This is a genomic window from Pseudomonas oryzihabitans (assembly GCF_014522265.1).
Taxonomy (GTDB): domain Bacteria; phylum Pseudomonadota; class Gammaproteobacteria; order Pseudomonadales; family Pseudomonadaceae; genus Chryseomonas; species Chryseomonas aestiva.
The window spans coordinates 1,448,276-1,472,080 of the sequence record NZ_CP017024.1 but is presented as its reverse complement, the minus strand read 5'-3'; the positions used below and the strand labels follow the sequence as shown (position 1 = coordinate 1,472,080).

Sequence of the window (23,805 nt, the reverse complement as noted above, 5' to 3'; positions counted from 1 at the left end):
CCTAGTCCCGAATCCCGTGGCGCGTCTTGCAGTCGGCGATGGCCGCCTGCACCGCCAGCAGGCAGTCGTCGCGATAGCGCTCCAGCGCCGCCAGTTCCAGATCGCCCTGCTGGGCCTGGGTACCCTCGACCACGGCGTCGATCAGGCCGTCGGTCAGCTCCGGGGCTTCCAGGTAGGTCCAGGGCAGCTTCAGCGCCGGACCGAATTGCTGCATGAAGTGGCGCATGCCCGCCGGGCCGCCGGCCAGGGTGTAGGTCAGGAAGGTGCCCATGAACGACCAGCGCAGGCCGGCGCCATAGCGGATGGCGTCGTCGATCTCGCCAGTGGTGGCGACGCCGTCGTTGACCAGGTGCAGGGCTTCGCGCCAGAGCGCTTCGAGCAGGCGATCGGCGATGAAGCCGGGCACCTCCTTGCGCACCCGCAGCGGTCGCATGCCCAGCTCGCGATAGAAGGCTTCGGCGCGCTCCAGGTTGGCCGCCGAGGTCTGGCTGCCCCCCACCACCTCCACCAGCGGCAGGAGATAGACCGGATTGAACGGATGGCCCACCAGGCAGCGCTCGGGGTGCAGCGCCTCGGCATAGAAGTCGCTGGGCAGCAGGCCCGAGGTGCTGGAGCAGATCAGGGCGTCAGGCCGGGCCGCGCGACTGACTTGGGCATGCAGTTCGCGCTTGAGCTCCAGGCGTTCGGGGGCGCTTTCCTGGATGACGTCGGCGTTGGCCACCGCGGCGTCCAGGTCGGTATGGAAACTCAGGCGGTCCAGGCTGGCACCGGGTGCCAGGCCCTGGGCTTGCAGGGCTGGCCAGGCATTGGCCAGGCGGGTGCGCAGGGCGGCCTCGGCGCCGGGTGCCGGATCCCAGGCGCGCACCGTAAGGCCGCGGGCCAGGGCGCGGGCGATCCAGCCGGCACCAATCACGCCGGTGCCGAGGGCGGCGAAGACGGCGCTCATCGGGCACCTCCCAGCTGCATGCGGTCGCGCCCTTCGGCGGGGCTCAGGGCGCGCCCGCCCAGCCGTTCGATGATCTGGATGACCCGCTCCACCAGGCTGCCGTTGGTGGCGTGGACACCCCGGTCCAGCCAGAGATTGTCTTCCAGGCCGACGCGGACGTTGCCGCCCAGCAGCATGGCCTGGGCGGCCATGGGCATCTGCATCCGGCCGATGCCGAAGCCGGCCCAGCAGGCGCCCGCCGGCAGGTTGTCGACCATGGCCTTCATGGTGGTGGTGTCGGCCGGGGCGCCCCAGGGAATGCCCAGGCACAGCTGGAACAGCGGATCCTTCAGCAGCCCCTCCTTGAGCAGCTGCTTGGCGAACCAGAGGTGGCCGGTGTCGAAGATCTCCAGCTCGGCCTTTACCCCCAGTTCGGTGATGCGCCTGGCCCCGGCGCGCAGTTGCGCGGGGGTGGAGACATAGATGAAGTCGCCATCGCCGAAGTTGAGGGTGCCGCAATCCAGGGTGCAGATGTCCGGACGCAATTCCTCGATGTGCAGCAGGCGGGTGAGCGGGCCGACCAGGTCCGAGCCGGGACCGAAGTCGGTGGGCGTCTCGCCCGGCCCGATCTCCAGGTCGCCGCCCATGCCGGCGGTGAGGTTGATGACGATCTCGGCGTCCGCCTCGCGGATGCGCTCGACCACCTCGCGATAGAGGGCCACGTCGCGACTCGGCTTGCCGGTAGCGGGATCGCGCACATGGGCGTGCACCACGGTGGCGCCGGCGCGCGCCGCTTCCAGGGCGGCGGCGGCGATCTGCGCCGGGGTAACGGGGACATGGGGATTGCGGCCTACGGTATCACCGGCGCCGGTCAGGGCGCAGGTGACGATGACATCGGTGTTCATGGGGTCTGTCCTTGGGCGATCAGAGCTTGAGAGCAGCGGCGGGCTGGCCGGTACGGGTGGTCACGCCCTGGAGAAAGGCGTCGAGGCGTTGCGGGTTGTTCTTGAGCCAGGCGCGGGCGGCGTCCTTGGGCGCGGTGCGCTCCAGGATGGGCGCCATCACGGCACTGACCTCGGCACTGTCCATGTGCAGATTGCCGAGCAGCCGCTGGACGTTGGGGCAGCGCTGCGGATAGTCGGCGGTGGTGACCACCGAGACCGTGGCCTGGCCTTCGTTGGGGCCGAAGACGTCTTCGCTGCCGGTCAGGTAGCGCATCTTGATCTGCAGGTTCATCGGGTGCGGCTTCCAGCCGAAGAAGACGATCCACTCCTTGCGCTTCTCGGCGCGGCGCACGGCGGTGAGCATGCCCGCCTCGCTGGACTCCACCAGCTGGAAGTCCTTGAGGCCGAAGCGGTCGGTCTTGATCATTTCGGCAGTGCCACGGTTGGCGCCGCTGCCCGGCTCGATGCCGTAGATCTTGCCGCCGAGCTTGTCCTTGAAGCGGGCGATGTCGGCAAAGGTCTTCAGGCCCGCCTCGTAGACGTACTCGGGTACCGCGAAGGTGGACTGGGCATCGGCCAGCAGCGGCGGGGTCAGCACCTTGACCTGGCCCTTGTCGACGAAGGGCTGCACCACCGGCTGCATGGTCGGCTGCCAGTAGCCGAGGAACACGTCCAGATTCTTGTCACCCATGGCCGCCATGATTATCTGCTGGGAGGCGGTGGTCGGCTTCACGCCGTAGCCGAGGCCTTCGAGCATGACCTCGGCCAGGGCACTGGTGGCGACCACGTCGGTCCAGCCGACAATGCCCATCCGCACCGTCTGGCAGCTGTCGGGATCGGCGGCGCGGGCGCTGCCGAGGGTGGCGGCCAGCAGGCCGCAGGCGAGGAGGGTGGTGCTGAGGGTCTTGTTGGGCATGGCGAACTCCCTGGGGCGGCGGGCGGGGATGACTGCCGGTTGCCTTCTACCCTAGGCGCCTCGCCCCGCGGTCATGTGCAGCCCGACGACCGGAATTTGCACCCTGGCGACCTTCTTGCTTGCACAAGCCAATCGTTACCAGGGACGCCCCACCCATGCCGCAGTCCTTTGCCTTTCTCCTGTTGCCCGGCTTTTCCGCCCTGGGCTTCATCGCCACCCTGGAACCCCTGCGGGTAGCCAATCGCTTTCGTCCGGGCAGCTATGGCTGGCGCATCCTCGGTCGCGAGGGCGCGGCGGTGACCGCCAGCAACGGCATGTCGGTCAATGTCGACGGCGGCCTCGACGCCCTGGAGCCGGGCACCACCCTGTTCGTGGTGGCCGGTTTCGAGCCCCTGGCCCATTACGACGACGACCTCGCCAGCTGGCTGCGCCAGGTCGCCCGCCACGGCCATCCCCTGGGCGGCATCGACACCGGTGCCCAGGTGCTGGCCCGCGCCGGGCTGCTGGACGGCCACCGGATCACCCTGCACTGGGAGGCGGTGGCGGCCTTTCGCGAAGCCTGGCCGCAACTGGAAGTGACCGGCGAGCTGTTCGAGATCGACCGCGGTCGCATCACCTGCGCCGGCGGCACGGCCAGTCTCGACCTGCTGCTGGAGCTGATCGGCCGCAGCCACGGCAGCGCACTGGCGGTGCAGGTCTCCGAGCAATTCGTGCTCGGGCGCATCCGCCCGCCGCGCGAGCACCAGCGGCTGCAGGTGGCGCAGCGCTACGGCATCGCCAACCGCAAGCTGATCCGGGTGGTGGAGCGCATGGAGCGCCATACCGAGACGCCCCTGGGCACCCTGGAACTGGCCGCCGGCATCCAGGTGACCCGCCGCCAGCTGGAGCGGCTGTTCCGCCTCCATCTGCAGACGACCCCCTCCACCTTCTATCTGCAGCTGCGCCTGGACCGGGCGCGCCAGCTGCTGCAGCAGGGCGAGGCCAGTGTGCTGGACGTCGCCCTGGCCTGCGGCTTCGAGTCCGCGTCCTATTTCTCCCGCTGCTACCGCCAGCGCTTCGGCCTGAGTCCGCGGGAAGACCGGCCGCACCGGTCGTCGGCGCCGGAGTCCGCGGCGGCGGTCGCGGGCCTGCCGCCGGGGTAGGCCGATCCGGTCACTGACGCTTCTGGTGATACCCCTGTCGTTTTTGCATCCGGTCGGCCAGGACCCCGGGGCTATGCTGGCCTCGAATCGCCGGCACCCGTTCCGGCGCGAGACCAACGCCGGAGCCTGTCATGAATGCCACCGAACTCCACGCCGACAGCATCGTCATCGACGGGCTGATCATCGCCAAGTGGAACCGCGAACTCTTCGAAGACATGCGCAAGGGTGGCCTGACCGCCGCCAACTGCACCGTCTCGGTATGGGAGGGCTTCCAGGCGACGGTCAACAACATCGCGGCGAGCCAGAAGCTGATCCGCGAGTGCAGCGATCTGGTGGTCCAGGTACGCACCACCGCCGAGATCCGCCAGGCCAAGGCCCAGGGCAAGACCGGCATCCTGTTCGGCTTCCAGAACGCCCATGCCTTCGAAGACCAGATCGGCTACGTCGAGATCTTCAAGCAGCTCGGCGTGGGCATCGTGCAGATGTGCTACAACACCCAGAACCTGGTGGGCACCGGCTGCTACGAGCGCGACGGCGGTCTGTCCGGCTTCGGCCGCGAGATCGTCGCCGAGATGAACCGCGTCGGCATCATGTGCGACCTCTCCCACGTCGGCTCCAAGACCAGCGAGGAAGTCATCCTCGAATCCAAGAAGCCGGTCTGCTACTCCCACTGCCTGCCGTCCGGCCTGAAAGAGCATCCGCGCAACAAGTCGGACGCGGAACTCAAGTTCATCGCCGACCACGGCGGCTTCGTCGGCGTGACCATGTTCGCCCCCTTCCTGGCCAAGGGCATCGACTCGACCATCGACGACTACGCCGAGGCCATCGAGTACGTGATGAACCTGGTGGGCGAAGACGCCATCGGCATCGGCACCGACTTCACCCAGGGCCACGGCCACGACTTCTTCGAGTGGCTGACCCACGACAAGGGCTACGCCCGTCGCCTGACCAGCTTCGGCAAGATCGTCAACCCGCTGGGCATCCGCACCGTGGGCGAATTCCCCAACCTGACCGAGACCCTGCTCAAGCGCGGCATGCCCGAGCGCACCGTGCGCAAGGTCATGGGCGAGAACTGGATGCGCATCCTCGGCGAAGTCTGGGGCGAGTAGTGAATACCTCTGGAGCCTACTGCGCACACCGCTAGCGGCGTCGCGTCCTCGCGCCAGGTTCGCCGTACCTCGGTACTGCTCTCACCTGGCGCTGCGGGGCTCCTTGCCAGCGGCGCGCTCGCTACGGCTCCACAGGCATTCACCCACACCTTTTTTTAGATACGTATTAGCGAATCGGAGCTCCACACATGGCCAGCCACGCCCCCGAAATGCCCATCCAGGTCGACGACGAAACCGGCGTCTGGACCACCGACGCCCTGCCGATGCTGTACGTACCCCGGCACTTCTTCGTCAACAACCACATGGGCATCGAAGAAGTCCTGGGCGCCGACAAGTACGCCGAGATCCTCTACAAGGCCGGCTATAAGTCCGCCTGGCACTGGTGCGAGAAGGAAGCCGAATGCCATGGCATCCATGGCGCCGCGGTGTTCGAGCACTACATGAAGCGCCTGTCGCAGCGCGGTTGGGGCCTGTTCGAGACCCAGAAGCTCGACCTGGACACCGGCTACGCCGAGGTCAAGCTCAAGCATTCCGCCTTCGTCTACGTCTACGGCAAGGTCAATCGCAAGGTGGACTACATGTTCACCGGCTGGTTCTCCGGCGCCATCGACCAGATCCTGGCCGCCAAGGGCAGTGCCATCCGCACCGTCACCGTCCAGGAATACAGCGGTTCCGAAGAAGGCCACGACGACGGCCTGTTCGTTACCCGGCCGAAGTAACGCCGCGCCCCCGGGTGGCCGCCGACCCGCTCGCCGCCACCCCAGCGACACCCCAGAGCAAGAGCGCGGCTCAAGACCGCGCACCAGCCGATCGAGGAGAAGGTCATGGCCTTCGAAGCAATGTTCCAGCCGATCCAGATCGGCAAGCTCACCATCCGCAACCGCGTACTCTCCACGGCCCATGCCGAGGTCTATGCCACCGACGGCGGCATGACCACCGAGCGCTACGTCAAGTATTACGAAGAGAAGGCCAAGGGCGGCATCGGCCTGGCCATCTGCGGGGGTTCCTCGGTGGTCGCCATCGACAGCCCGCAGCACTGGTGGAGTTCGGTCAACCTCTCCACCGACCGCATCATTCCGCACTTTCAGAATCTGGCCGACGCCATGCACAAGCACGGCGCCAAGATCATGATCCAGATCACCCACATGGGGCGTCGTTCGCGCTGGGACGGCGGCCACTGGCCGACCCTGATGTCGCCGTCGGGCATCCGCGAGCCCGTGCACCGCGCCACCTGCAAGACCATCGAGCCGGAAGAGATCTGGCGGGTGATCGGCAACTTCGCCCAGGCCGCGCGCCGGGCCAAGGCCGGCGGCCTGGACGGCGTCGAGCTGTCCGCCGTGCACCAGCACATGATCGACCAGTTCTGGTCGCCGCGGGTCAACAAGCGCACCGACGAATGGGGTGGCAGCTTCGAGAACCGCATGAGATTCGGCATGGAGGTGCTCAAGGCCGTGCGCGCCGAGGTCGGTGACGACTTCTGCGTCGGTATGCGCATCACCGGCGACGAATTCCACCCGGACGGTCTGTCCCACGACGACATGAAGCAGATCGCCAAGTACTACAGCGACACCGGCATGCTCGACTTCATCGGTGTGGTCGGCTCGGGTTGCGACACCCACAACACCCTGGCCAACGTCATCCCCAACATGACCTATCCGCCGGAGCCCTTCCTGCACCTGGCGGCGGGCATCAAGGAAGTGGTCAACGTGCCGGTGCTGCACGCCCAGAACATCAAGGACCCGAACCAGGCCACCCGCATCCTGGAGGGCGGCTACGTCGACATGGTCGGCATGACCCGCGCCCACATCGCCGATCCGCACCTGATCACCAAGATCAAGATGGGCCAGATCGACCAGATCCGTCAGTGCGTCGGCGCCAACTACTGCATCGACCGCCAGTACAACGGCCTGGACGTGCTGTGCATCCAGAACGCCGCCACCAGCCGCGAATACATGGGCCTGCCGCACATTATCGAGAAGTCCACCGGGCCCAAGCGCAAGGTGGTCATCGTCGGCGGCGGTCCGGCCGGCATGGAGGCCGCGCGCGTCTCCGCCGAGCGTGGCCATGACGTCACCCTGTTCGAGAAGCAGGAGCAGCTCGGCGGCCAGATCACCCTGGCCTCCCGCGCGCCGCAGCGCGACCAGATCGCCGGCATCACCCGCTGGTACCAGCTGGAGCTGACGCGCCTGGGCATCGACCTGCGTCTGGGCACCGCTGCCGATCCGGCGACCATCCTCGACCTGCGCCCGGACATCGTCATCCTGGCCAATGGCGGCCATCCCTTCCTGGAACAGGTCGACCACTGGCACGCCGCCGACGGCCTGGTCGTCAGCAGCTGGGACATCCTCTCGGGCAAGGTCGAGCCGGGCAAGAACGTGCTGGTGTACGACACCATCTGCGAATTCACCGGCATGTCGGTGGCCGACTACCTGGCCGACAAGGGCGCCCAGGTCGAGATCGTCACCGACGACATCAAGCCGGGCGTGGCCATCGGTGGGACCACCTTCCCGACCTACTACCGCAGCCTCTATCCCAAGGAAGTGATCATGACCGGCGACCTGATGCTGGAAAAGGTCTACGCCGAGGGCGACAAGAAGATCGCGGTACTGGAGAACGAATACACCGGCGCCCGCGAGGAGCGCGTGGTCGACCAGGTCGTCATCGAGAACGGCGTACGCCCGGACGAGGGGCTCTACTACGCCCTCAAGGAAGACTCGCGCAACAAGGGCCAGATGGACATCGAGGCGCTGTTCGCCATCGAGCCACAGCCGGCGCTCGGCGAGACCGGCAACGGCTACCTGCTCTACCGGATCGGCGACTGCGTGGCCCAGCGCAACACCCACGCCGCCATCTACGACGCCCTGCGCCTGTGCAAGGACTTCTAAGACACGCCCCGTGAGGGTTCGCAACGTCCGGTCGGCACGGACAGCCCCCTCTCCCTGAGGGAGAGGGCGGGGATGAGGGGCCTCGCTGACGCCTTGGCGTGCACGTGGGCTCCCCCTCTCGGCTTTCTCCCCAGGGAGAGGGGGTGATCCGCAGCCACCCGAGGTCCCGTAGGGAGACCCGCAATGCTCAGTACCATCCTCCCCATCCTGCTCTTCGCCGCCCTGGCCCTCACCGTGATCGGCGCCGTGCGCCGCTTCAGCCTCTGGCGGCAAGGGCGTCCGGCCGAGGTCGACTGGCTCGGCGGGCTGCTGAAGATGCCGCGGCGCTACCTGGTGGACCTGCACCACGTGGTCGACCGCGACAAGTACATCTCCAAGACCCACGTGGCCACCGCGGGCGGTTTCGTCCTGGCGGCGCTGCTGGCCATCCTGGTGCACGGCTTCGGCCTGCACAGCCGCATCCTCGGCTGGGCGCTGCTGGCGGCCACCGCCTGCATGTTCACCGGTGCCCTGTTTGTCGCCAAGCGCCGCCGCAACCCGCCGGCGCGGCTGTCCAAGGGTCCCTGGATGCGCCTGCCCAAGAGCCTGCTGGCCTTTGCCGCGAGCTTCTTCATCGCCACCCTGCCGGTCGCCGGCATCCTGCCACCGGACTTCGGTGGCTGGATTCTGGCCGCGGTGCTGGCGGTGGGCGTGGCCTGGGGCGTATCCGAGCTGTTCCTCGGCATGACCTGGGGCGGTCCCATCAAGCACGCCTTCGCCGGCGCCCTGCACCTGGCCTGGCACCGCCGCGCCGAGCGCTTCAGCACCCCGCACAACGCCAGCGCCGCCCGCTCCAGCGGCCTCAAGGCGCTGGACCTGCACGATCCCAAGGCGCCGCTGGGTGTGGAAAAGCCCGCCGACTTCACCTGGAACCAGCTGCTCGGCTTCGACGCCTGCGTCCAGTGCGGTCGCTGCGAGGCCATGTGCCCGGCCTTCGCCGCCGGCCAGCCGCTCAACCCCAAGAAGCTGATCCAGGACATGGTGGTCGGCCTCAAGGGCGGCAGCGATGCCCGCTACTTCGGCTCGCCCTATCCCGGCCAGCCGGTCGGCGAGCACGCTGGCGGTCCGCACCTGCCCATCGTTGCCCGTCAGGGCAAGGCCCTGGTGGACGCCGAGACCCTCTGGTCCTGCACCACCTGCCGCGCCTGCGTCGAGGAATGCCCGATGATGATCGAGCACGTCGATGCCATCGTCGACATGCGTCGGCACCTGACCCTGGAACGCGGCGAGACGCCGAACAAGGGCGCCGAGGTGCTGGAAAATCTCATCGCCACCGACAACCCCGGCGGCTTCGCCCCTGGTGGCCGCCTGAACTGGGCCGCCGACCTGGACCTGCCGCTGATGCAGGACAAGGGCCAGGCCGAGGTGCTGTTCTGGGTCGGCGACGGCGCCTTCGACATGCGCAACCAGCGCACCCTGCGCGCCTTCGTCAAGGTGCTCAAGGCGGCCAAGGTGGACTTCGCCGTGCTCGGTCTGGAAGAACGCGACAGCGGTGACGTTGCCCGTCGTCTGGGGGACGAGGCGACCTTCCAGCAACTGGCCAGGCGCAACATCGAGACCCTGGGCAAGTATCGCTTCCAGACCATCGTCTCCTGCGATCCCCACAGCTTCCACATGCTCAAGAACGAATACGGCGAACTGGGTGGCCACTATCAGGTGCAGCACCACAGCACCTTCATCGAGACCCTGCTCAGCCGCGGCACCCTGCACCTGGGCCAGCACGCCCTGGCCGAGCAGGGCGCCACCATCACCTATCATGATCCCTGCTACCTGGGCCGCTACAACGGCGAGTACGAGGCGCCGCGCGCGGTGCTCAAGGCGCTGGGCATCGCGGTCAAGGAGATGGAGCGTTCCGGCTTCCGTTCGCGCTGCTGCGGCGGTGGCGGCGGCGCGCCGATCACCGACATCCCCGGCAAGCAGCGGATTCCCGACATGCGCATGGCCGACATCCAGGAAACCGGCGCCGAGCTGGTGGCCGTGGGCTGCCCCCAGTGCACCCTGATGCTGGAAGGCGTGGTCGCCCCGCGCCCGGAGATCAAGGACATCGCCGAGCTGGTGGCCGAGGCCATCGTCGAGGCACCGGTGGACAGCAAGCCGGCCGCCGCACGGCGGCCGGTCGCGGAGGCCCTGTCGTGAGCGGGCGTCGGGGCCCCCTCACCCTAGCCCTCTCCCCGCGGGGAGAGGGGATGATCAGGTGTGCCAGACAAGTCCCGGTGTTCACCGCTTTTACCCCCTCTCCCCTCAGGGGAGAGGGCTGGGGTGAGGGGCCCACCGCGCGCCTCACCTGCCATTTCCAAACGGAGCGCCCAGCATGAGCATCATTCGTCGCGACCCGCGCCGCGAGTGGATCGCGCGCAACCGTCTGCATCCGCTGCATGCGAGCATCGCCAGCAGCGCCGATGCCGAAAGCCGCTGGATGGGGCCCAACGGCCTGGTCCGCAAGAATCCCCACGCCGCGGCTGTCGGTTTCGTCGGCCCCCAGGGCGTCAAGCGTATCGACCGCAGCGGCGCCCAGCAGGGCGGCGGTCGTCGTGGCGCCGCCCAGGCGGTGGAAGAACAGCTGCCGCTGCACCGGATCGCCGAACCGGCCTTCTACATCGCCGTGGTGCCGGATCTGGTCAGTGGTCGCCTGACCGCCCATGACCGTGACCTGCTGGGCCTGGCCCGGCAACTGGCCGGCGCCGAGGGCGCCGTGCTGGCAGTGGTCTTTGGCGAGGTCAAGGAAACGGCCTTCGATACCGCCGGGGTGGATCGCCTGCTGCATCTGGACGGCGAGCAATTCCAGGGCTATGCCCCGAACAGCGGGTGCTGGCGCTGCGTGCGGTGAACAACGAACTGCAGCCGCGTCACTGGCTGCTGCCCGACAGCCGCAGTGGTGGCGGTGAGCTGGGTCGGCGCCTGGGCGCCGCTCTGCACGAGCGCCCCGCCACCCGCGTCTGGCAGGTCAAGGACAACCTGGTCATCGGCCGTGCCGGGGCCGGTCGCCAGGATCTGCAGCAGCCGCTGCCGAGGCTGGTCCTGGCCCTGCCGGAGTGCGCGGAGCCGGTCGGCGAGACCCGTCACGAGGTCCTGCCGGTAACCCTGAGCGGCAATATCGCCCGCCACCTGCCACGCATCGAGGACCTCGGCCCGGTCGCTGTCGACCCCATGCAGATTCCCCTGGCCGAGGCCGAATTCATCCTCTCCGGTGGCAACGGCATCCGCGACTGGGATCTCTTCCACAGCACCGCCGCGCTACTGGGCGCCACCGAGGGCGCCTCGCGGGTGGCGGTAGACGACGGCCATATGCCGCGCAACCGCCAAGTCGGCGCCACCGGGACCTGGGTCACCGCCCGGGTCTATCTGGCCGTGGGCATCTCCGGCGCCGTGCAGCACCTGCAGGGCATCGCCAGTTGCGACAAGGTCATCGCCATCAACACCAATCCGGGTTGCGACATGGTCAAGCGCGCCGATCTGTCGGTGATCGGCAACGGTGACGCCATCCTGGCCGCCCTGGCGCGGCTGGTCGAACAACAGCGGGCAGGGGAGTTGCAGGATGTCGCTTGAGCAGAAGCTGCCGTCGCTGGACGGCGTCAAGGTCGTGGCCCTGGTGTCCGTTGGCGCCCATCCCACTTCCGGGCGTGCCCGGCGGGCGGAACAGGATGCCCGCGCCGTCGAACTCGGCCTGCGCCTGGTGGGCGACAAGCTGCGCGTCCTGCACGCCGGTGATCCCGCCGAAGAGGCCCTGCGCGGCTATCTGGGCATGGGTGTGCCGGCCCTGCACGTACTGGAACAACCGGCGGGCGCCGATGCCCTGCCAGCCCTCGGTGAGACCCTGCGCGAGGTCGGTGCCGGCCTGGTACTGACCGGCAGCCAGGCGGAAACCGGCGAAGGTTCGGGTCTGCTGCCCTATCTGCTAGCCGAGACCCTCGGCTGGCCGCTGGTGGTCGGCCTCGCCGCGGTGGAAGCCGTGGAAGGTGGCCAGGCGACCGTACTGCAAGCCCTGCCGCGCGGTCAGCGCCGGCGGCTGCGGGTACGGCTGCCCTTTGTCGCCAGTGTCGACAGCGCCGCTCCGGCGCCGCGGCAAAGCGCCTTCGGCCCGGCCCGGCGTGGCGAGCTGCAGGTGGAGACCATCGAGATCGTGCAGGACAGCCTGTTCGAAAACGGCGAATTGCAACCGGCCAAGGCCCGTCCCAAGCGCCTCAAGGTGATCAAGGCCAAGACCGCCGCCGACCGCTTCAAGGCCGCCACGGCCAAGGCCTCCGGCGATGGTGGCCAGGTCCTCAAGGACCTGACCCCGGAAACGGCAGCGGCCGCCATCTTCAAGGTATTGCGCGAGGAAGGCGTGGTGCGCTGAAGCCGTATCCCCTCTCCCTCTGGGAGAGGGCTAGGGTGAGGGCACCTTCGGCGCCCCATCCTCAGGTGGAAAAGGCTACGCCGTTTTCCACGCTACGAGGTCGCGGTGCCAAAACCACGCTCCAAACCGCCCCCTCTCCCTCAGGGAGACGGCCGGGGTGAGGGTGCCCTTGGCACTCAATCCTCAGGTGGAAAAGGCGGCGCCGTTTTCCACGCTACGAGGTCGCGGTGCCAAAGCCACGCTCCAAACCGCCCCTCTCCCTCAGGGCGAGGGCCGGGGTGAGGGTACCCTTGGCACTCAATCCTCAGGTGGAAAAGGCTACGCCGTTTTCCACGCGACCGAGGGTGACAGGACCCGTAGGTTGGGCTGAGCCTGCGAAGCCCAACGATCCCAACCTCCAGCGCCCATCAGTGCGCCTCGTCCCAATTGCCACCCACCCCCGACTCCACCAGCAGTGGCACATCCAGCTCGCCGGCGCCGCTCATCATCGGTAGCAGGCCGTCGCGCAGGCGCTCCACCTGGTCTTCGCGGACCTCCAGCACCAGTTCGTCGTGTACCTGCAGGATCACCCGGGCATCCAGCTCCGGGGTCGACTGCAGCCAGCCATCCACGGCGATCATGGCGCGCTTGATGATGTCCGCCGCGGTGCCCTGCATGGGCGCGTTGATCGCCGCCCGCTCGGCGGCGCGACGCAGGCCCTGGTTCTTGGAGTGGATTTCCGGCAGGTACAGCCGGCGGCCATAGAGGGTCTCCACATAGCCCTGGTCCACCACCTGGGCGCGGGTGCGCTCCATGTAGGCCAGCACGCCGGGATAGCGCTGGAAATAACGATCGATGTAGGCCTGGGCCTCGGCCCGGCCGACGCCGATCTGCTTGGCCAGGCCGAAGGCGCTCATGCCATAGATCAGACCGAAGTTGATGGCCTTGGCGCGGCGGCGATCCTCGTTGCTGACCTCTTCCAGCGGCACACCCATCACTTCGGCGGCGGTGGCGCGGTGCACGTCCAGGTCGTTCTGGAAGGCGTGCAGCAGACCTTCGTCCTGGGCCAGGTGAGCCATGATGCGCAACTCGATCTGAGAATAGTCCGCCGCCAGCAGGCGATAGCCTTTCGGCGCGACGAAGGCCTGGCGGATGCGCCGGCCCTCGGCGGTACGGATCGGGATGTTCTGCAGATTCGGGTCGCTGGAAGACAGCCGGCCGGTCGCCGTCACCGCCTGGTGGTAGCTGGTATGGATACGGCCGGTACGCGGATTGATCTGCTGCGGCAGCTTGTCGGTGTAGGTGCTCTTGAGCTTGCTCATCTGCCGGTACTGCATCAGCACCTTGGGCAGCGGGAAGTCCTGGTCGGCCAGTTCCTGCAGCACCGCCTCGGCGGTGGAAGGTTGGCCGGAGGCGGTCTTGCTGACCACCGGCAGGCCCAGCTTGACGAAGAGGATCTCGCCCAGCTGCTTGGGCGAACCCAGGTTGAATTCCTGGCCGGCCAGTTCATAGGCCTCCTTTTCCAGGGCGATCATCTTCTCGCCCAGCTCGCGGCTCTGCACCCCGAGCAGCGCCGAATCCACCAGGGCGCCGTTGCGCTCGATGCGCGCCAGCGGCGGCACCAGCGGCATCTCGATGTCGCGCAGGACCCCAGCCAGGCCGGGGATGGCTTCCAGCTTGGGCCAGAGCGTCTCGTGCAGGCGCAGGGTGACGTCGGCATCCTCGGCGGCATAGGGCCCGGCCTGCTCGATGGCGATCTGGTCGAAGGTCAGCTGCTTGGCGCCCTTGCCGGCGATGTCCTCGAAGCGGATGGTGCTGTGGCCCAGGTACTTGAGCGCCAGGCTGTCCATGTCGTGGCGGGTGGCGGTGGCGTCCAGTACATAGGATTCGAGCATGGTGTCGAAGGCGATGCCCTGGATCGTGATGCCGTAGCGGGTCAGCACATTGAGGTCGTACTTGCCGTGCTGCATGACCTTGAGCTTGGCCGGGTCCTCCAGCAGCGGCTTGAGCGCGGCCAGCACCGGCTCCAATGCGAGCTGGGTCGGCGCGCCCATGTAGCTGTGGGCCAGCGGCACATAGGCGGCCTGGCCCGGCGCCACGGCAAAGGACAACCCTACCAGCTCGGCCCGCTGGGCATCGACGCTGGTGGTCTCGGTGTCGAAGGCGAAGCGGTCGGCGGCCTGCAGGCGTGCCAGCCAGGCGTCGAAGTCGGCCTGCTCCAGCACGGTGTCGTAGTGGGTTTCTACCTGGGTGGTGGCGGCATCCTCGGCCAGCGGCAGGGGAGCGCCCTGGCGCTTGGTGTCGCGGATCAGGTCATCCAGCCAGGACTTGAATTCCAGTTCCTGGTAGAGCGCCATCAGGGCTTCCACATGGGGCTCGCCGACTTTGAGCTCGTCGAAGGTCAGTTCCAGCGGCACGTCCAGCTTGATGGTCGCCAGCTGGTAGGACAGGTAGGCCTGCTCGCGATGCTGATCCAGCTTGGCGGCCAGCGACTTGGCGCCGCGCAGGGGCAGGGCGGCTACCGCGTCGAGGTTGGCGTAGAGGGTATCCAGGCCACCGCCGATGCCGTTGAGCAGGCCGGCGGCGGTCTTCTCGCCCACCCCGGGTACCCCGGGGATGTTGTCGATCTTGTCGCCCATCAGCGCCAGGTAGTCGATGATCAGCTCGGGACCGACGCCGAACTTGGTCCTGACCCCTTCCACGTCCAGCACGCTGCCGCTCATGGTGTTGACCAGGGTGACATAGGGGCAGACCAGCTGGGCCATGTCCTTGTCGCCGGTGGAGATCACCACCGGGCGCTCGGCGCTGGCGCAATGACGGGCGAGGGTGCCGATGACGTCGTCGGCTTCGACCCCTTCGACGGCCAGCAGCGGCAGGCCCAGGGCGCGGATGCAGGCGTGCAGCGGCTCGACCTGGCCGCGCAGGTCGTCGGGCATGGCCGGGCGCTGGGCCTTGTAGTCGGCGAAGAGTTCGTCGCGGAAGGTCGGGCCCTTGGCGTCGAAGACCACCGCGAAGAGGCTGTCCGGATACTGGCGGCGCAGCGAGAGCAGCATGTTGAGCACGCCCTTCACCGCGCCGGTCGGCTTGCCGGTGGAGGTCATCAGCGGCGGCAGGGCATGGAAGGCGCGATAGAGATAGGAGGAACCGTCCACCAGGACGAGAGGGGCGTGGCTCATGGTCTAAACCTTTGTCGTGGCGTGTGCGGCGTCTGTCCGGCCAGTCTCGACGACAACTGGGCCGGGTTCTAGAATCGACCACTCGCTCCGTTCAAAAGGTCAAAGGTTACCATGGGTGCTCGTCGCTTCCTCTTCGCCGCGTTGCTGCTGGCGCCGCTGGTCCAGGCCGCAGAACCGCTGCCACCGGGGGAAAAGCCCCTGCCTGACGAGATCAAGGTGATCCGCTACCAGGCCGGCGACCAGACCATCGAGGAGACGCGCATCCGCGGGGTGCTGCAATCCACCCGGGTAATCCCCAAGCATGGCGCGCCCTACGAGCTGGTGCCCGCCGATGGCAGCAGCACCGCCGCCAACGACAAGCCGACCCTGCACGTCCCCAGCTGGCGCCTGTTCAGCTGGTAGGCGCAAGGCGCCTGGACCGGTAAACTGCGCGCCGCTCGCACATTCCTCCGCCAGGCCCTGTCATGTCCGTCTTCACGCCCCTCGATCGTCCCACCCTCGAAGCCTTTCTCGCGCCCTATGGTTTGGGCCGGCTGCGGGATTTCCGGGGCATCGCCGAGGGCTCGGAAAACACCAACTACTTCATCAGCCTGGAAGGCGGCGAATTCGTCCTGACCCTGGTGGAGCGCGGTCCGGTGGCGGAGATGCCGTTCTTCATCGAACTGCTCGATGTCCTCCACGACGCCGACCTGCCGGTGCCCTATGCGGTGCGCACCCAGGATGGCCAGGCCCTGCGCCAGCTGGCCGGCAAGCCGGCGCTGCTGCAACCACGCCTGGCCGGCCGCCACGAGCGTGCGCCCAATCCCCATCATTGCGGCGAAGTCGGCCACCTGCTGGGCCATCTGCACCGGGCCACCGCCGGCGAGCGCCGCATCGAGCGCGCCAGTGATCGCGGCCTGGCCTGGATGCTGGCCGAAGGCGAGCGCCTGGCGCCGGGCCTGGACGCCACGGCCCGGCCGCTGCTGGAGCGCACCCTGGGGGAGATCCGCGAGCTGCTGAGCGAGCAGCCACCGTTGCCCGAGGCCAATCTGCACGGCGACCTGTTCCGCGACAACGTGATGTTCGACGGCCCCCGGCTGTCGGGCGTCATCGACTTCTACAACGCCAGTTCCGGCTGGATGCTCTATGACCTCGCCATCACGGTGAACGACTGGTGCTCCACCGAGAGCGGCGCCCTGGACCTGCCGCGCGCTCGGGCGCTGCTGGCGGCCTATGCCGCCGATCGTCACTTCACGCCGCGGGAAGCCGAATTGTGGCCGGTGCTCCTGCGCGTCGCCTGCGTGCGCTTCTGGCTGTCGCGACTGATCGCCGCCCAGGCCTTTGCCGGCCAGGACGTGCTGATCCATGACCCGGCCGAATTCCAGCAGCGCCTGGCGGCGCGGCAGCAGACCCCGCTGGAATTGCCGCTGACCCTGTAGCCCAGGTTCCACGTGGAACCTTTGCGCTGAGCTACAGCTGCAGCCGTCGCTCGATGACAGGCTGCGCCTGCCCCTGCCGCTGCCAACTCAGCGTCGCCTCGATCAGACTGCCCGGTGCGGCGCCCAGGCGCGTGGTGACCGGGCAACCGTCACCCCTGGCCGCGCCGGCCTGACGGGTGCGGGCGACACCACCCGGTCCGTGCAATTCGATGACGAGTTCGTAGCTCAGGGGTGTGTCTTCGCCGGTAAAGCACAGCTGTACCTGAGCGCCCGCCGGTTGCGGCTGCAACTCCAGACGGGCGCTGGCCGCGGCGCCGCCCGCCAGGGGCAGGAGGGCCGCGAGCAGCCAGGTGGCGCGCGTCACCGCTGGTTGATGGTGGCGCTGTTGCCGAAGCCGCTCTGCGAGATCCGCGCGCTGTCGTTGAAGCCGTTGAAGTTGGCCGAGGTCTGCAGGATGCTCGCGCGGTTGCTGTCGCCGACCTGGCTGACGCTGGCCGTGCTGATGGCGCTGGTGACGTCGAGACGCGCCTCGTTGCCGTTGCCGCTCTGGACGATGCTGGTCTGGTTGCTGTCGCCCTGGACGGTGACGCTGGCCAGGTTGTCGTCGCCGGTGGAGCTGCCGCTGAAGCGATTGCCGCGGCCGGCCTGGTCGACGTTCAGGGTGTTGCGATTGCCGTCCTGGGTAAAGGTCAGTTCGTTGAACTTGCCGGAGGAGAGCACCGTGGCGACATTGGCCTGGCCACGCTGGGTCAGCTCCACGGTGTCGACCGAGTAGCCCTGCTGGGTCAGGTCGATGCGGTTGTCGGTGCCGGACTGGGCGAGGGTGGCCGTCACGGCATCGCCGCTCTGGTCGACACGCACCTGGTTGTTGTCGCCGTTCTGCTCCAGGGTCAGCTGGGCGCTGGAGGCCGACTGGACCAGGGTGCCGCTGTTGCTGCCCACGGAGCTGATGGTGGCCTGGTTGCCGAAGCCGTCCTGGGCCAGGCTATGGACGCTGCTGCCGCCTTCCTGGCGCAGGGTCGCCACGTTACCCTGGGCATAGCCGTAGATGTCGCCGCCCTGGGTGATGGTGGCGCTGCTGGCGCCGGTCTGGACCACGCTGATCGCGTTGCCTTCGCCCTGCAGCTGATAGAGGGACGCGCTATTGCCGGCGCCGCTCTGGTCCAGGGTGAGGGTGCCGCTGGTGCCGTCCTGCTGGACGAGGGCGGTGCTGTTCTGGGCGAGGGCGTTGGTGGCCACGAGGGCCAGCGTCAGGGCGGCCAGGGGCCTGAGTAGAAACATCTGTCTGATCTCCATGAGTGCCATCAGCGGTACTGACGTACCACCGTGTTCTGGTTGCTTCCGTACTGGACGATGCGGCTGGACAGGCCCGAGCCGTGCTGTTCGATGCGTGCGTTGCCCTGGACGCCGAGTTGCAGGATGTCGGCCTGGTTGCCGCTGCCGACCTGCTCGATGCGTGCGACGTTGCCGTAGCCGCCCTGGAGGATGACCGCGCTCAGTTCCGTTCCATCCTGCAGGATGCGGGCTTCCTGGGCGGCGCCGCTCTGGGCGACCTGGGCGCGCAGCGCGGTGCCGCGCTGGTCGATGAGCGCCTGGTTGCCTACGCCGAGCTGGCGGATGACGGCGTCGCGCCCGGCCGCTGGGGCCTGACCCAGGTCGCCGGTCTCCATGAGATCGGCGGCCGACGCCAGGGTGTCCAGGCCGAGTGCCAGGGCGAGGACCACGGCCAGGCCGCGGGTTGGGCTGCGCATCTCTGTCACCGTCATTGCCTAAGATTCTCCGCCTGGCATTGTCCGGAGCCGCCTGGCCCATCGCTATCGCTCCAGGGAGCGAATCCCGCGGGGCCGGCGGCTTAATCCCTAGCGCCGGGTCGGCTCCAGGTACTTGGTCAGCGCCGGATCCCGCGGATCGCGACCGTCGGCCACCAGCCACAGGCGCCGCTCCACGCCCTGGGCGACCAGATGGGCGACCGCCGCCTCGATGGCCGAGAGCACGCACAGCTGCGCCGGCTCGTTGGTGGTGTAGCCGGACTCGGCTTCGAGCAGCTTCTTGAATTCGATGAACTTGAAGACCCCGGCCTGGCGGCCGATGGAGTAGATGGTCTTGGAGGTCATGACATTGGCCAGCACCCGACCGCTGCGGGTATCGATGGCACGCAGATTGACCGTGACCTGATCCACCCGGTACTCCTCGGACAGGCCGATGCCCAGGTAGCGGGCCCCCTCGCCGCCGCTGCGGACGTTGGTGTCGTAGGCCACCACGCCGCCTTCGAGCAGCAGGTTGGCCGCCTGCAGCGACGGCAGCGCCTGCTGCAGATTCTCCGGCAGGTCCGGCTTGTTCTGGGTGGCACGGATGATCTTGCGTTCGGTCAGCAGATTCTGCAGGCCCTCGCGTTCGAGCACCACGAACCAGCCACTGGCCTGCAAGGCGTCCACCAGCATGCTGCCGGCGCCCTGGGTCACGGCGGTGGAAAAGGAGCTGGCCGGATTGGGCTTGTACTGCCCGGTCTGGTCGCGGAAGCCGTAGACGGCGGCCACCAGCGGGCCCTTGGGCGGTGGCAGCGCCAGCAGGTCATAGTAGGTGGAGGCGCGCGGCGTCAGGGTCGGGGCGGCGTTCTGTTCGGCGGGCATGGGGTCGCGCACGCAGCCGGTCAGGACGAGGGCGGCGGTCAGGGCCGCCGCCAGGGAAAAGGCGTTCATGGCAGGCATCCGTGCTCAGGGTTGGTTGAAGCCGTTGACGGAGATTTCCGAAATCTCCCCGGTCCCGCGGTCGGTGATCTGCACGGTCAGGTTGCCGGAATCGTCGACGATGTTGACGATGAACTGGTCGGTGGACAGCGTGCCCGAGTTGCCGTCCTTGATGTCGGTCAGCACCTGGGACAGCAGCCGCGATTCCAGCTGGCTGGTGAAGCGTTCCAGGGGCGACTGGCTGCTGGCGCTGCTGCGCAGGTCGGGATCCTTGTGGCGATCCTGGGCGGTGGCGTTGTTCAGCAGGTAGGTGCCATTGAGCGGATTGCCGCCAAAGGACGGATTCACCGGCGAGTAGACCAGCTCGGTCGCCATGGCCGGGGTGACGCCCAGGGTGCAGAGCAGGGGCAGGGCCTTCCAGGCGTGCGCGTTCATAACTCGTCCTTATCCATGTCGAAAGTGTCCTGCAGCAGATTTTCCAGGCGCCGGCGGGTGATGCCCTCGTGGACCTGGTCCGCCGCGGCGTAGGCGGCATCCTTGAGTTCGCTGTTGTTCGGCGGAATGAACTGCCGGTAGAGCAGCCGCTGCTCGTACTCGACCCAGACCAGGCTGCCCCAGCGCGCCGAAGGCCGTTCGCGCACCACCAGGTTGAAGTCCAGGTCGGTGGTATCGGTCAGGCGGTCGGCGAAGTGGCGATAGAAGTCGTGGCCGAAGCGGGAGATGGTGTTGTCCACCAGCAGTCCCTGGATCAGCTCGCCCTCGGCCCGCAGCGGTCCGGCCAGCAGCAGGCCGAGCAGCAGCCAGGCTGCCTTCATCCCGGCAGGTCCTGCCCGGCATGGAAGCGCAGCGCCGCCTCGGCGCGATTGGCCGCGCCGGTCTTGCGCAGCAGGTTGTGCATGTGGCTCTTGACCGTGTGGGTGCTCAGGCACAGCGCCTCGCCGATGGCGGCGTTGGACAGCCCGCGCCCGACCAGCCGGAGGATCTCCCGCTCGCGCCGGGTCAGGCCGTCGGCGGCGATGCTGGGGCGCTCGCGGGAACGCCGCAGCAGGTGGGCGAGGATGGCGCGGGGCAGCCAGTCCTCGCCGGCCAGCAGTGCGCCCAGCCCCTGCAGCAGCTGGTCGCGACTGGCCTGGGGGGCGAACACGCCCTGGATGGCGGGAAAGCGCTCGACCCAGGGCAGGGCCTGTTCGAGGCTGGCGTTGAGAAAGGCCACGGTGACCGCCGGCGCCAGGCTTTCCAGCCAGCGCTCCAGTGGCGCCTCGGGCACGCTGCCGAGATCGACCAGCACCAGGCTGGTCTCGCCGGCCGCTTCCAGCTCGCGGGCGCAGCTGAGCTCGATGCCGTGGCGTTCTTCGAGAAAGGGTTTGAGCAGTTCTGCCAGGAGGACGTTTCTCGTCGTCAGGCAGACCTTGCTCGCAGGTATCGCGCGCATGTCCATATGGGCTGTCTCATCATCCGTTGCGCGAACGCTGAGACAAATCGCCGGGGGCGACAAGAAAAAACTGACCGATTTCCAGCGACTTACCGGCTCTGTGGACCGCTTGGCAGATTACCCGTCGACCAGCCGTCGGCGGCTAGCTCCAAAGACTTAGCTCTTTGGATGGAGCGGGTAATCCAGGCGCTCTGCAAGCGGCAGCGCCTGGACAAGCGATCGCCGCCTCAGCGGGTGAGGGTGACCTTGCGCAGGTGGCGCGGCTGGTCCGGGTCCTGGCCCCTGGCCTCGGCCAGCAGTGCGGCCAGGCGATAGAAGCTCTGGATCGCCAGCAGGCCGTCCAGGTCCGGATGACCGGCGACGGCGAGGGGCAGGTCGCGCTCGGCGATCTCGTCCGGCGCGGCCAGCAGCACCCGCGCACCGCGTGCGCGCAGGTCCCGCGCCAGTTGCAGCAGACCGGCCTGTTCGGGGCCGCGCAGGGCAAAGATCAGCAGCGGATAGCCACGCTCCACCAGCGCCAGGGGACCGTGCTGCAATTCCGCGCCGCTGAAGGCCTCGCCCTGCAGCGCCGAGGTTTCCTTGAGCTTGAGCGCGGCCTCCTGGGCGATGGCGAAGCCCGGCCCGCGGCCGACCACCATGCAGCGCTCGGCGTCGCGCAGGACGGTCAGGGCCGGCGCCCAGCTCAGTTCGGCGGCGTGATCCAGGGCCTCGGGCAAGGCGACTCCAGCGGCAAGCAGGGTCTCGTCCTTCTGCCAGTGGGCGATCAGCCGGGCGGCGGCGGCCAGGGTGGCGATGAAGCTCTTGGTGGCGGCGACGCTGTGTTCGGGACCGGCCTGCACGCCGATGGCATGGCGGCAGGCCAGGGCCAGCGGCGAGTCGATTTCGTTGACCAGGGCCGCGGTACGGGCGCCGTAGCGATCCAGGGCGGACAGCGTCTCGATCAGATCGGGACTGCGTCCGGACTGGGAAAAGCCCAGGGCGAGCTGGCCTTCGACGCGCAGCGGCGCCTGGCGCAGGGTCACCAGCGAGGGCGGCAGGGACAGCACCGGCAGCCCCAGGTGGGCCATCGCCAGGTAGGCGAAATAACTGGCCGCATGGTCCGAGCTGCCACGCGCCACGGTCAGCGCCAGCTGTGGCGGATTGGCCCGGAGGTCGTCGGCCAGGGCCGCCAGGGCCTGGTCGATGGTCGCCAGTTGGCGGGCGACCGCCGCGCCACTGGCGGCGGCTTCTGCGAGCATGAGCGAGGTCAAGAGGGTCTCCTTGCGAATGCGTGTTGCACGACGCCTGTTGCACGACGCCTGTTGCACGACGCCTGAGCCCCTCACTCTGCCACTCGCGATCAGGCGCGACCAGCCGACCTTGGCCTAGTCGCCTTCGTCCGTCGCACCGCCGGTAAATTGCAGGTCATGCTTGCGCAGCTTGTCGGACAGCGTCTTGCGCGGCAGGCCGAGGGCTTCCGCCAGGCTGCGCAGAGAGGCGTGGGGTCGGGCCAGCTCGCGCTGGATGAGTTCGCGCTCGAAGGCCTCGACCTGCTCGCCCAGTCCGGCGGCCAGGTCTGCCGCGGCGGGCGCCGCCAGCACCGGGGCCGCGGCCACGGGCGGCGCCGTCATGGGCGCCAGGGGCGCATAGGCGCTGTTGTCCAGCGCCAGCTCCAGCCCCAGGGCGAAGCGCTCGGCGGCGTTCTGCAATTCGCGCACGTTGCCCGGCCAGCTGTGGGCGATGAGGGCCGCGCGCTGCTCGGCATCGGCTTCGCGCAGCGGCGTGCCATGGCGCTGGGCGGCGGCCAGGGCGAAATGGCGGAACAGCGGCAGGATGTCTTCGCTGCGCTCGCGCAGGGCGGGGATGCGCAGGGTGGCGACATTGAGCCGGTAGTAGAGGTCGGCGCGGAAGCGACCCTGGTCGGCGGCCTGGCGCAGGTCTTCCTTGGTGGCGGCGACCACCCGGATGTCCAGCGGGATCTGCTGGTTGGAGCCGAGGCGTTCGACCTTGCGCTCCTGCAGCAGGCGCAGCAGCTTGACCTGGACATCCAGGCTCATGCTCTCGATCTCGTCGAGGAAGAGGGTGCCGCCGCTGGCGTATTCGAACTTGCCGATGCGTCTTTTCTGGGCGCCGGTGAAGGCGCCCTGTTCATGGCCGAAGAGTTCGCTCTCCACCACGGATTCGGCCAGGGCGCCGGCGTTGATGGCGACGAAGGGGCCGTCGCGACGATTCGACAGATCGTGCAGGGCGCGGGCCACCACCTCCTTGCCGGCGCCCGTTTCGCCATGAATGAGCACATCGGCCTGGGTCGCGGCGAGGGCGCCGATCTGGTCGCGCAGCCGGGCCATGCCCGGAGTCTGGCCGATCAGCCGGGTCTGGAGTTCATGACGCTCGGCGAGGGCCAGGCGCAGGCTGCGGTTTTCCAGCACCAGGTGGCGGGCGCCCAGGGCGCGGCGCACGCTGTCGATCAGCGCATCGTTGGCGAAGGGCTTTTCCAGGAAGTCATAGGCGCCGGCGCGCATGGCCTGCACCGCCAGGGGCACGTCGCCGTGGCCGGTGATCAGCACCACCGGCAATTCGGCGTCACGCTGGTGCAGCTGGGCCAGCAACTCCAGGCCATCGATGCCGGGCATGCGGATGTCGCTGACCACCACGCCGGGCCAGTCGCGCACGGCCGCCAGCTCCAGCTCGCGGGCATCAGCCAGGGTCGTCACCTTGAAACCGGCCAGGTCCAGGGTCTGGCTCAGCGCCAGGCGCAGGTGGGCGTCGTCGTCGATCAGCAGGATCTGGCTGGCGGGATCGAAGGGGGGCAGGGCACTCATGACTGGGACCTAAGGT

General features: G+C 68.3%; 21 protein-coding genes and 1 pseudogene. 9 read left to right on the top strand and 13 right to left on the bottom strand.

Going from position 1 to position 23,805, the window contains the following annotated elements:
- Position 1: 1 nt before the first annotated feature.
- The 3 genes from BGI51_RS06740 to choX are packed head-to-tail and all read right to left on the bottom strand — an operon-like array spanning position 2 to position 2,785.
- Complete coding sequence (locus BGI51_RS06740) at positions 2–946, bottom strand: L-carnitine dehydrogenase (RefSeq protein ID WP_187980675.1); 945 nt, start codon at positions 944–946, stop codon at positions 2–4.
- Positions 943–1,830 carry a 3-keto-5-aminohexanoate cleavage protein gene (locus tag BGI51_RS06735; protein WP_187980674.1) on the bottom strand — a complete coding sequence of 296 codons (888 nt, stop codon included), beginning with the start codon at positions 1,828–1,830 and terminating at the stop codon, positions 943–945. Before BGI51_RS06735 ends, BGI51_RS06740 begins: the two co-directional genes overlap by 4 nt.
- A gap of 19 nt (positions 1,831–1,849) precedes the next feature.
- A complete protein-coding gene (choX, locus tag BGI51_RS06730) occupies positions 1,850–2,785 on the bottom strand; it encodes a choline ABC transporter substrate-binding protein (RefSeq protein WP_187980673.1) in 936 nt (311 codons plus the stop codon).
- Positions 2,786–2,940: 155 nt separating this feature from the next.
- Here choX and BGI51_RS06725 point away from each other — a divergent pair, with 155 nt between their 5' ends.
- From BGI51_RS06725 to etfB, 7 genes and pseudogenes are all read left to right on the top strand, one after another.
- A complete protein-coding gene (locus BGI51_RS06725) occupies positions 2,941–3,927 on the top strand; it encodes a GlxA family transcriptional regulator (protein ID WP_187980672.1) in 987 nt (328 codons plus the stop codon).
- Positions 3,928–4,058: 131 nt separating this feature from the next.
- Positions 4,059–5,036 carry a dipeptidase gene (locus tag BGI51_RS06720; RefSeq protein ID WP_017641587.1) on the top strand — a complete coding sequence of 326 codons (978 nt, stop codon included), beginning with the start codon at positions 4,059–4,061 and terminating at the stop codon, positions 5,034–5,036.
- A 188-nt stretch (positions 5,037–5,224) separates the two neighbouring features.
- Positions 5,225–5,755: a DUF5943 domain-containing protein gene (locus tag BGI51_RS06715; protein WP_007160248.1), complete on the top strand. Its 531-nt coding sequence runs from the start codon at positions 5,225–5,227 to the stop codon at positions 5,753–5,755.
- 105 nt (positions 5,756–5,860) lie between these two features.
- Positions 5,861–7,921, top strand: a complete 2,061-nt coding sequence (gene dgcA, locus BGI51_RS06710) for a dimethylglycine demethylation protein DgcA (RefSeq protein ID WP_187980671.1) — start codon at positions 5,861–5,863, stop codon at positions 7,919–7,921.
- Between the two features lie 183 nt (positions 7,922–8,104).
- Positions 8,105–10,096 carry a dimethylglycine demethylation protein DgcB gene (gene dgcB / locus BGI51_RS06705; protein WP_187980670.1) on the top strand — a complete coding sequence of 664 codons (1,992 nt, stop codon included), beginning with the start codon at positions 8,105–8,107 and terminating at the stop codon, positions 10,094–10,096.
- A gap of 175 nt (positions 10,097–10,271) precedes the next feature.
- Positions 10,272–11,506, top strand: a pseudogene (gene etfA, locus BGI51_RS06700) (electron transfer flavoprotein subunit alpha).
- Positions 11,507–11,522: 16 nt separating this feature from the next.
- The gene (gene etfB, locus BGI51_RS06695) at positions 11,523–12,296 is read left to right on the top strand and encodes an electron transfer flavoprotein subunit beta (protein WP_187981277.1); all 774 of its coding nucleotides are present in this window, start codon (positions 11,523–11,525) and stop codon (positions 12,294–12,296) included.
- A 407-nt stretch (positions 12,297–12,703) separates the two neighbouring features.
- On the opposite strand, the gene polA is transcribed toward etfB, so the two are convergent.
- Positions 12,704–15,451 carry a DNA polymerase I gene (gene polA, locus BGI51_RS06690; RefSeq protein WP_187980669.1) on the bottom strand — a complete coding sequence of 916 codons (2,748 nt, stop codon included), beginning with the start codon at positions 15,449–15,451 and terminating at the stop codon, positions 12,704–12,706.
- 111 nt (positions 15,452–15,562) lie between these two features.
- Here polA and BGI51_RS06685 point away from each other — a divergent pair, with 111 nt between their 5' ends.
- The gene (locus BGI51_RS06685) at positions 15,563–15,853 is read left to right on the top strand and encodes a DUF2782 domain-containing protein (RefSeq protein ID WP_027597317.1); all 291 of its coding nucleotides are present in this window, start codon (positions 15,563–15,565) and stop codon (positions 15,851–15,853) included.
- 62 nt (positions 15,854–15,915) lie between these two features.
- A complete protein-coding gene (locus BGI51_RS06680; RefSeq protein ID WP_187980668.1) occupies positions 15,916–16,869 on the top strand; it encodes a homoserine kinase in 954 nt (317 codons plus the stop codon).
- A gap of 31 nt (positions 16,870–16,900) precedes the next feature.
- On the opposite strand, the gene BGI51_RS06675 is transcribed toward BGI51_RS06680, so the two are convergent.
- The 9 genes from BGI51_RS06675 to BGI51_RS06635 all read right to left on the bottom strand — a co-directional run bounded on the left by BGI51_RS06675 (position 16,901) and on the right by BGI51_RS06635 (position 23,789).
- The gene (locus BGI51_RS06675) at positions 16,901–17,233 is read right to left on the bottom strand and encodes a hypothetical protein (protein ID WP_187980667.1); all 333 of its coding nucleotides are present in this window, start codon (positions 17,231–17,233) and stop codon (positions 16,901–16,903) included.
- The gene (locus BGI51_RS06670) at positions 17,230–18,150 is read right to left on the bottom strand and encodes a hypothetical protein (RefSeq protein WP_252977225.1); all 921 of its coding nucleotides are present in this window, start codon (positions 18,148–18,150) and stop codon (positions 17,230–17,232) included. Before BGI51_RS06670 ends, BGI51_RS06675 begins: the two co-directional genes overlap by 4 nt.
- Positions 18,151–18,173: 23 nt before the next feature.
- Positions 18,174–18,620: a curli fiber surface-exposed nucleator CsgB gene (locus tag BGI51_RS06665; RefSeq protein ID WP_252977224.1), complete on the bottom strand. Its 447-nt coding sequence runs from the start codon at positions 18,618–18,620 to the stop codon at positions 18,174–18,176.
- A 108-nt stretch (positions 18,621–18,728) separates the two neighbouring features.
- Positions 18,729–19,568 (bottom strand): CsgG/HfaB family protein, encoded by an 840-nt coding sequence (locus BGI51_RS06660; protein WP_017641598.1) that lies wholly within the window; start codon positions 19,566–19,568, stop codon positions 18,729–18,731.
- 15 nt (positions 19,569–19,583) lie between these two features.
- On the bottom strand, positions 19,584–19,991 hold the full coding sequence (locus tag BGI51_RS06655; RefSeq protein WP_187980664.1) for a curli assembly protein CsgF: 408 nt from the start codon (positions 19,989–19,991) through the stop codon (positions 19,584–19,586).
- Positions 19,988–20,371 (bottom strand): curli production assembly/transport protein CsgE, encoded by a 384-nt coding sequence (gene csgE / locus BGI51_RS06650; RefSeq protein WP_133860331.1) that lies wholly within the window; start codon positions 20,369–20,371, stop codon positions 19,988–19,990. The genes BGI51_RS06655 and csgE overlap by 4 nt, the downstream gene beginning before the upstream one ends.
- Positions 20,368–20,988: a helix-turn-helix transcriptional regulator gene (locus tag BGI51_RS06645; protein WP_252977223.1), complete on the bottom strand. Its 621-nt coding sequence runs from the start codon at positions 20,986–20,988 to the stop codon at positions 20,368–20,370. The genes csgE and BGI51_RS06645 overlap by 4 nt, the downstream gene beginning before the upstream one ends.
- 227 nt (positions 20,989–21,215) lie before the next feature.
- Positions 21,216–22,226 (bottom strand): SIS domain-containing protein, encoded by a 1,011-nt coding sequence (locus BGI51_RS06640; protein WP_187981276.1) that lies wholly within the window; start codon positions 22,224–22,226, stop codon positions 21,216–21,218.
- A gap of 126 nt (positions 22,227–22,352) precedes the next feature.
- The gene (locus BGI51_RS06635; RefSeq protein WP_187980663.1) at positions 22,353–23,789 is read right to left on the bottom strand and encodes a sigma-54-dependent transcriptional regulator; all 1,437 of its coding nucleotides are present in this window, start codon (positions 23,787–23,789) and stop codon (positions 22,353–22,355) included.
- Between the last annotated feature and the right edge of the window lie 16 nt (positions 23,790–23,805).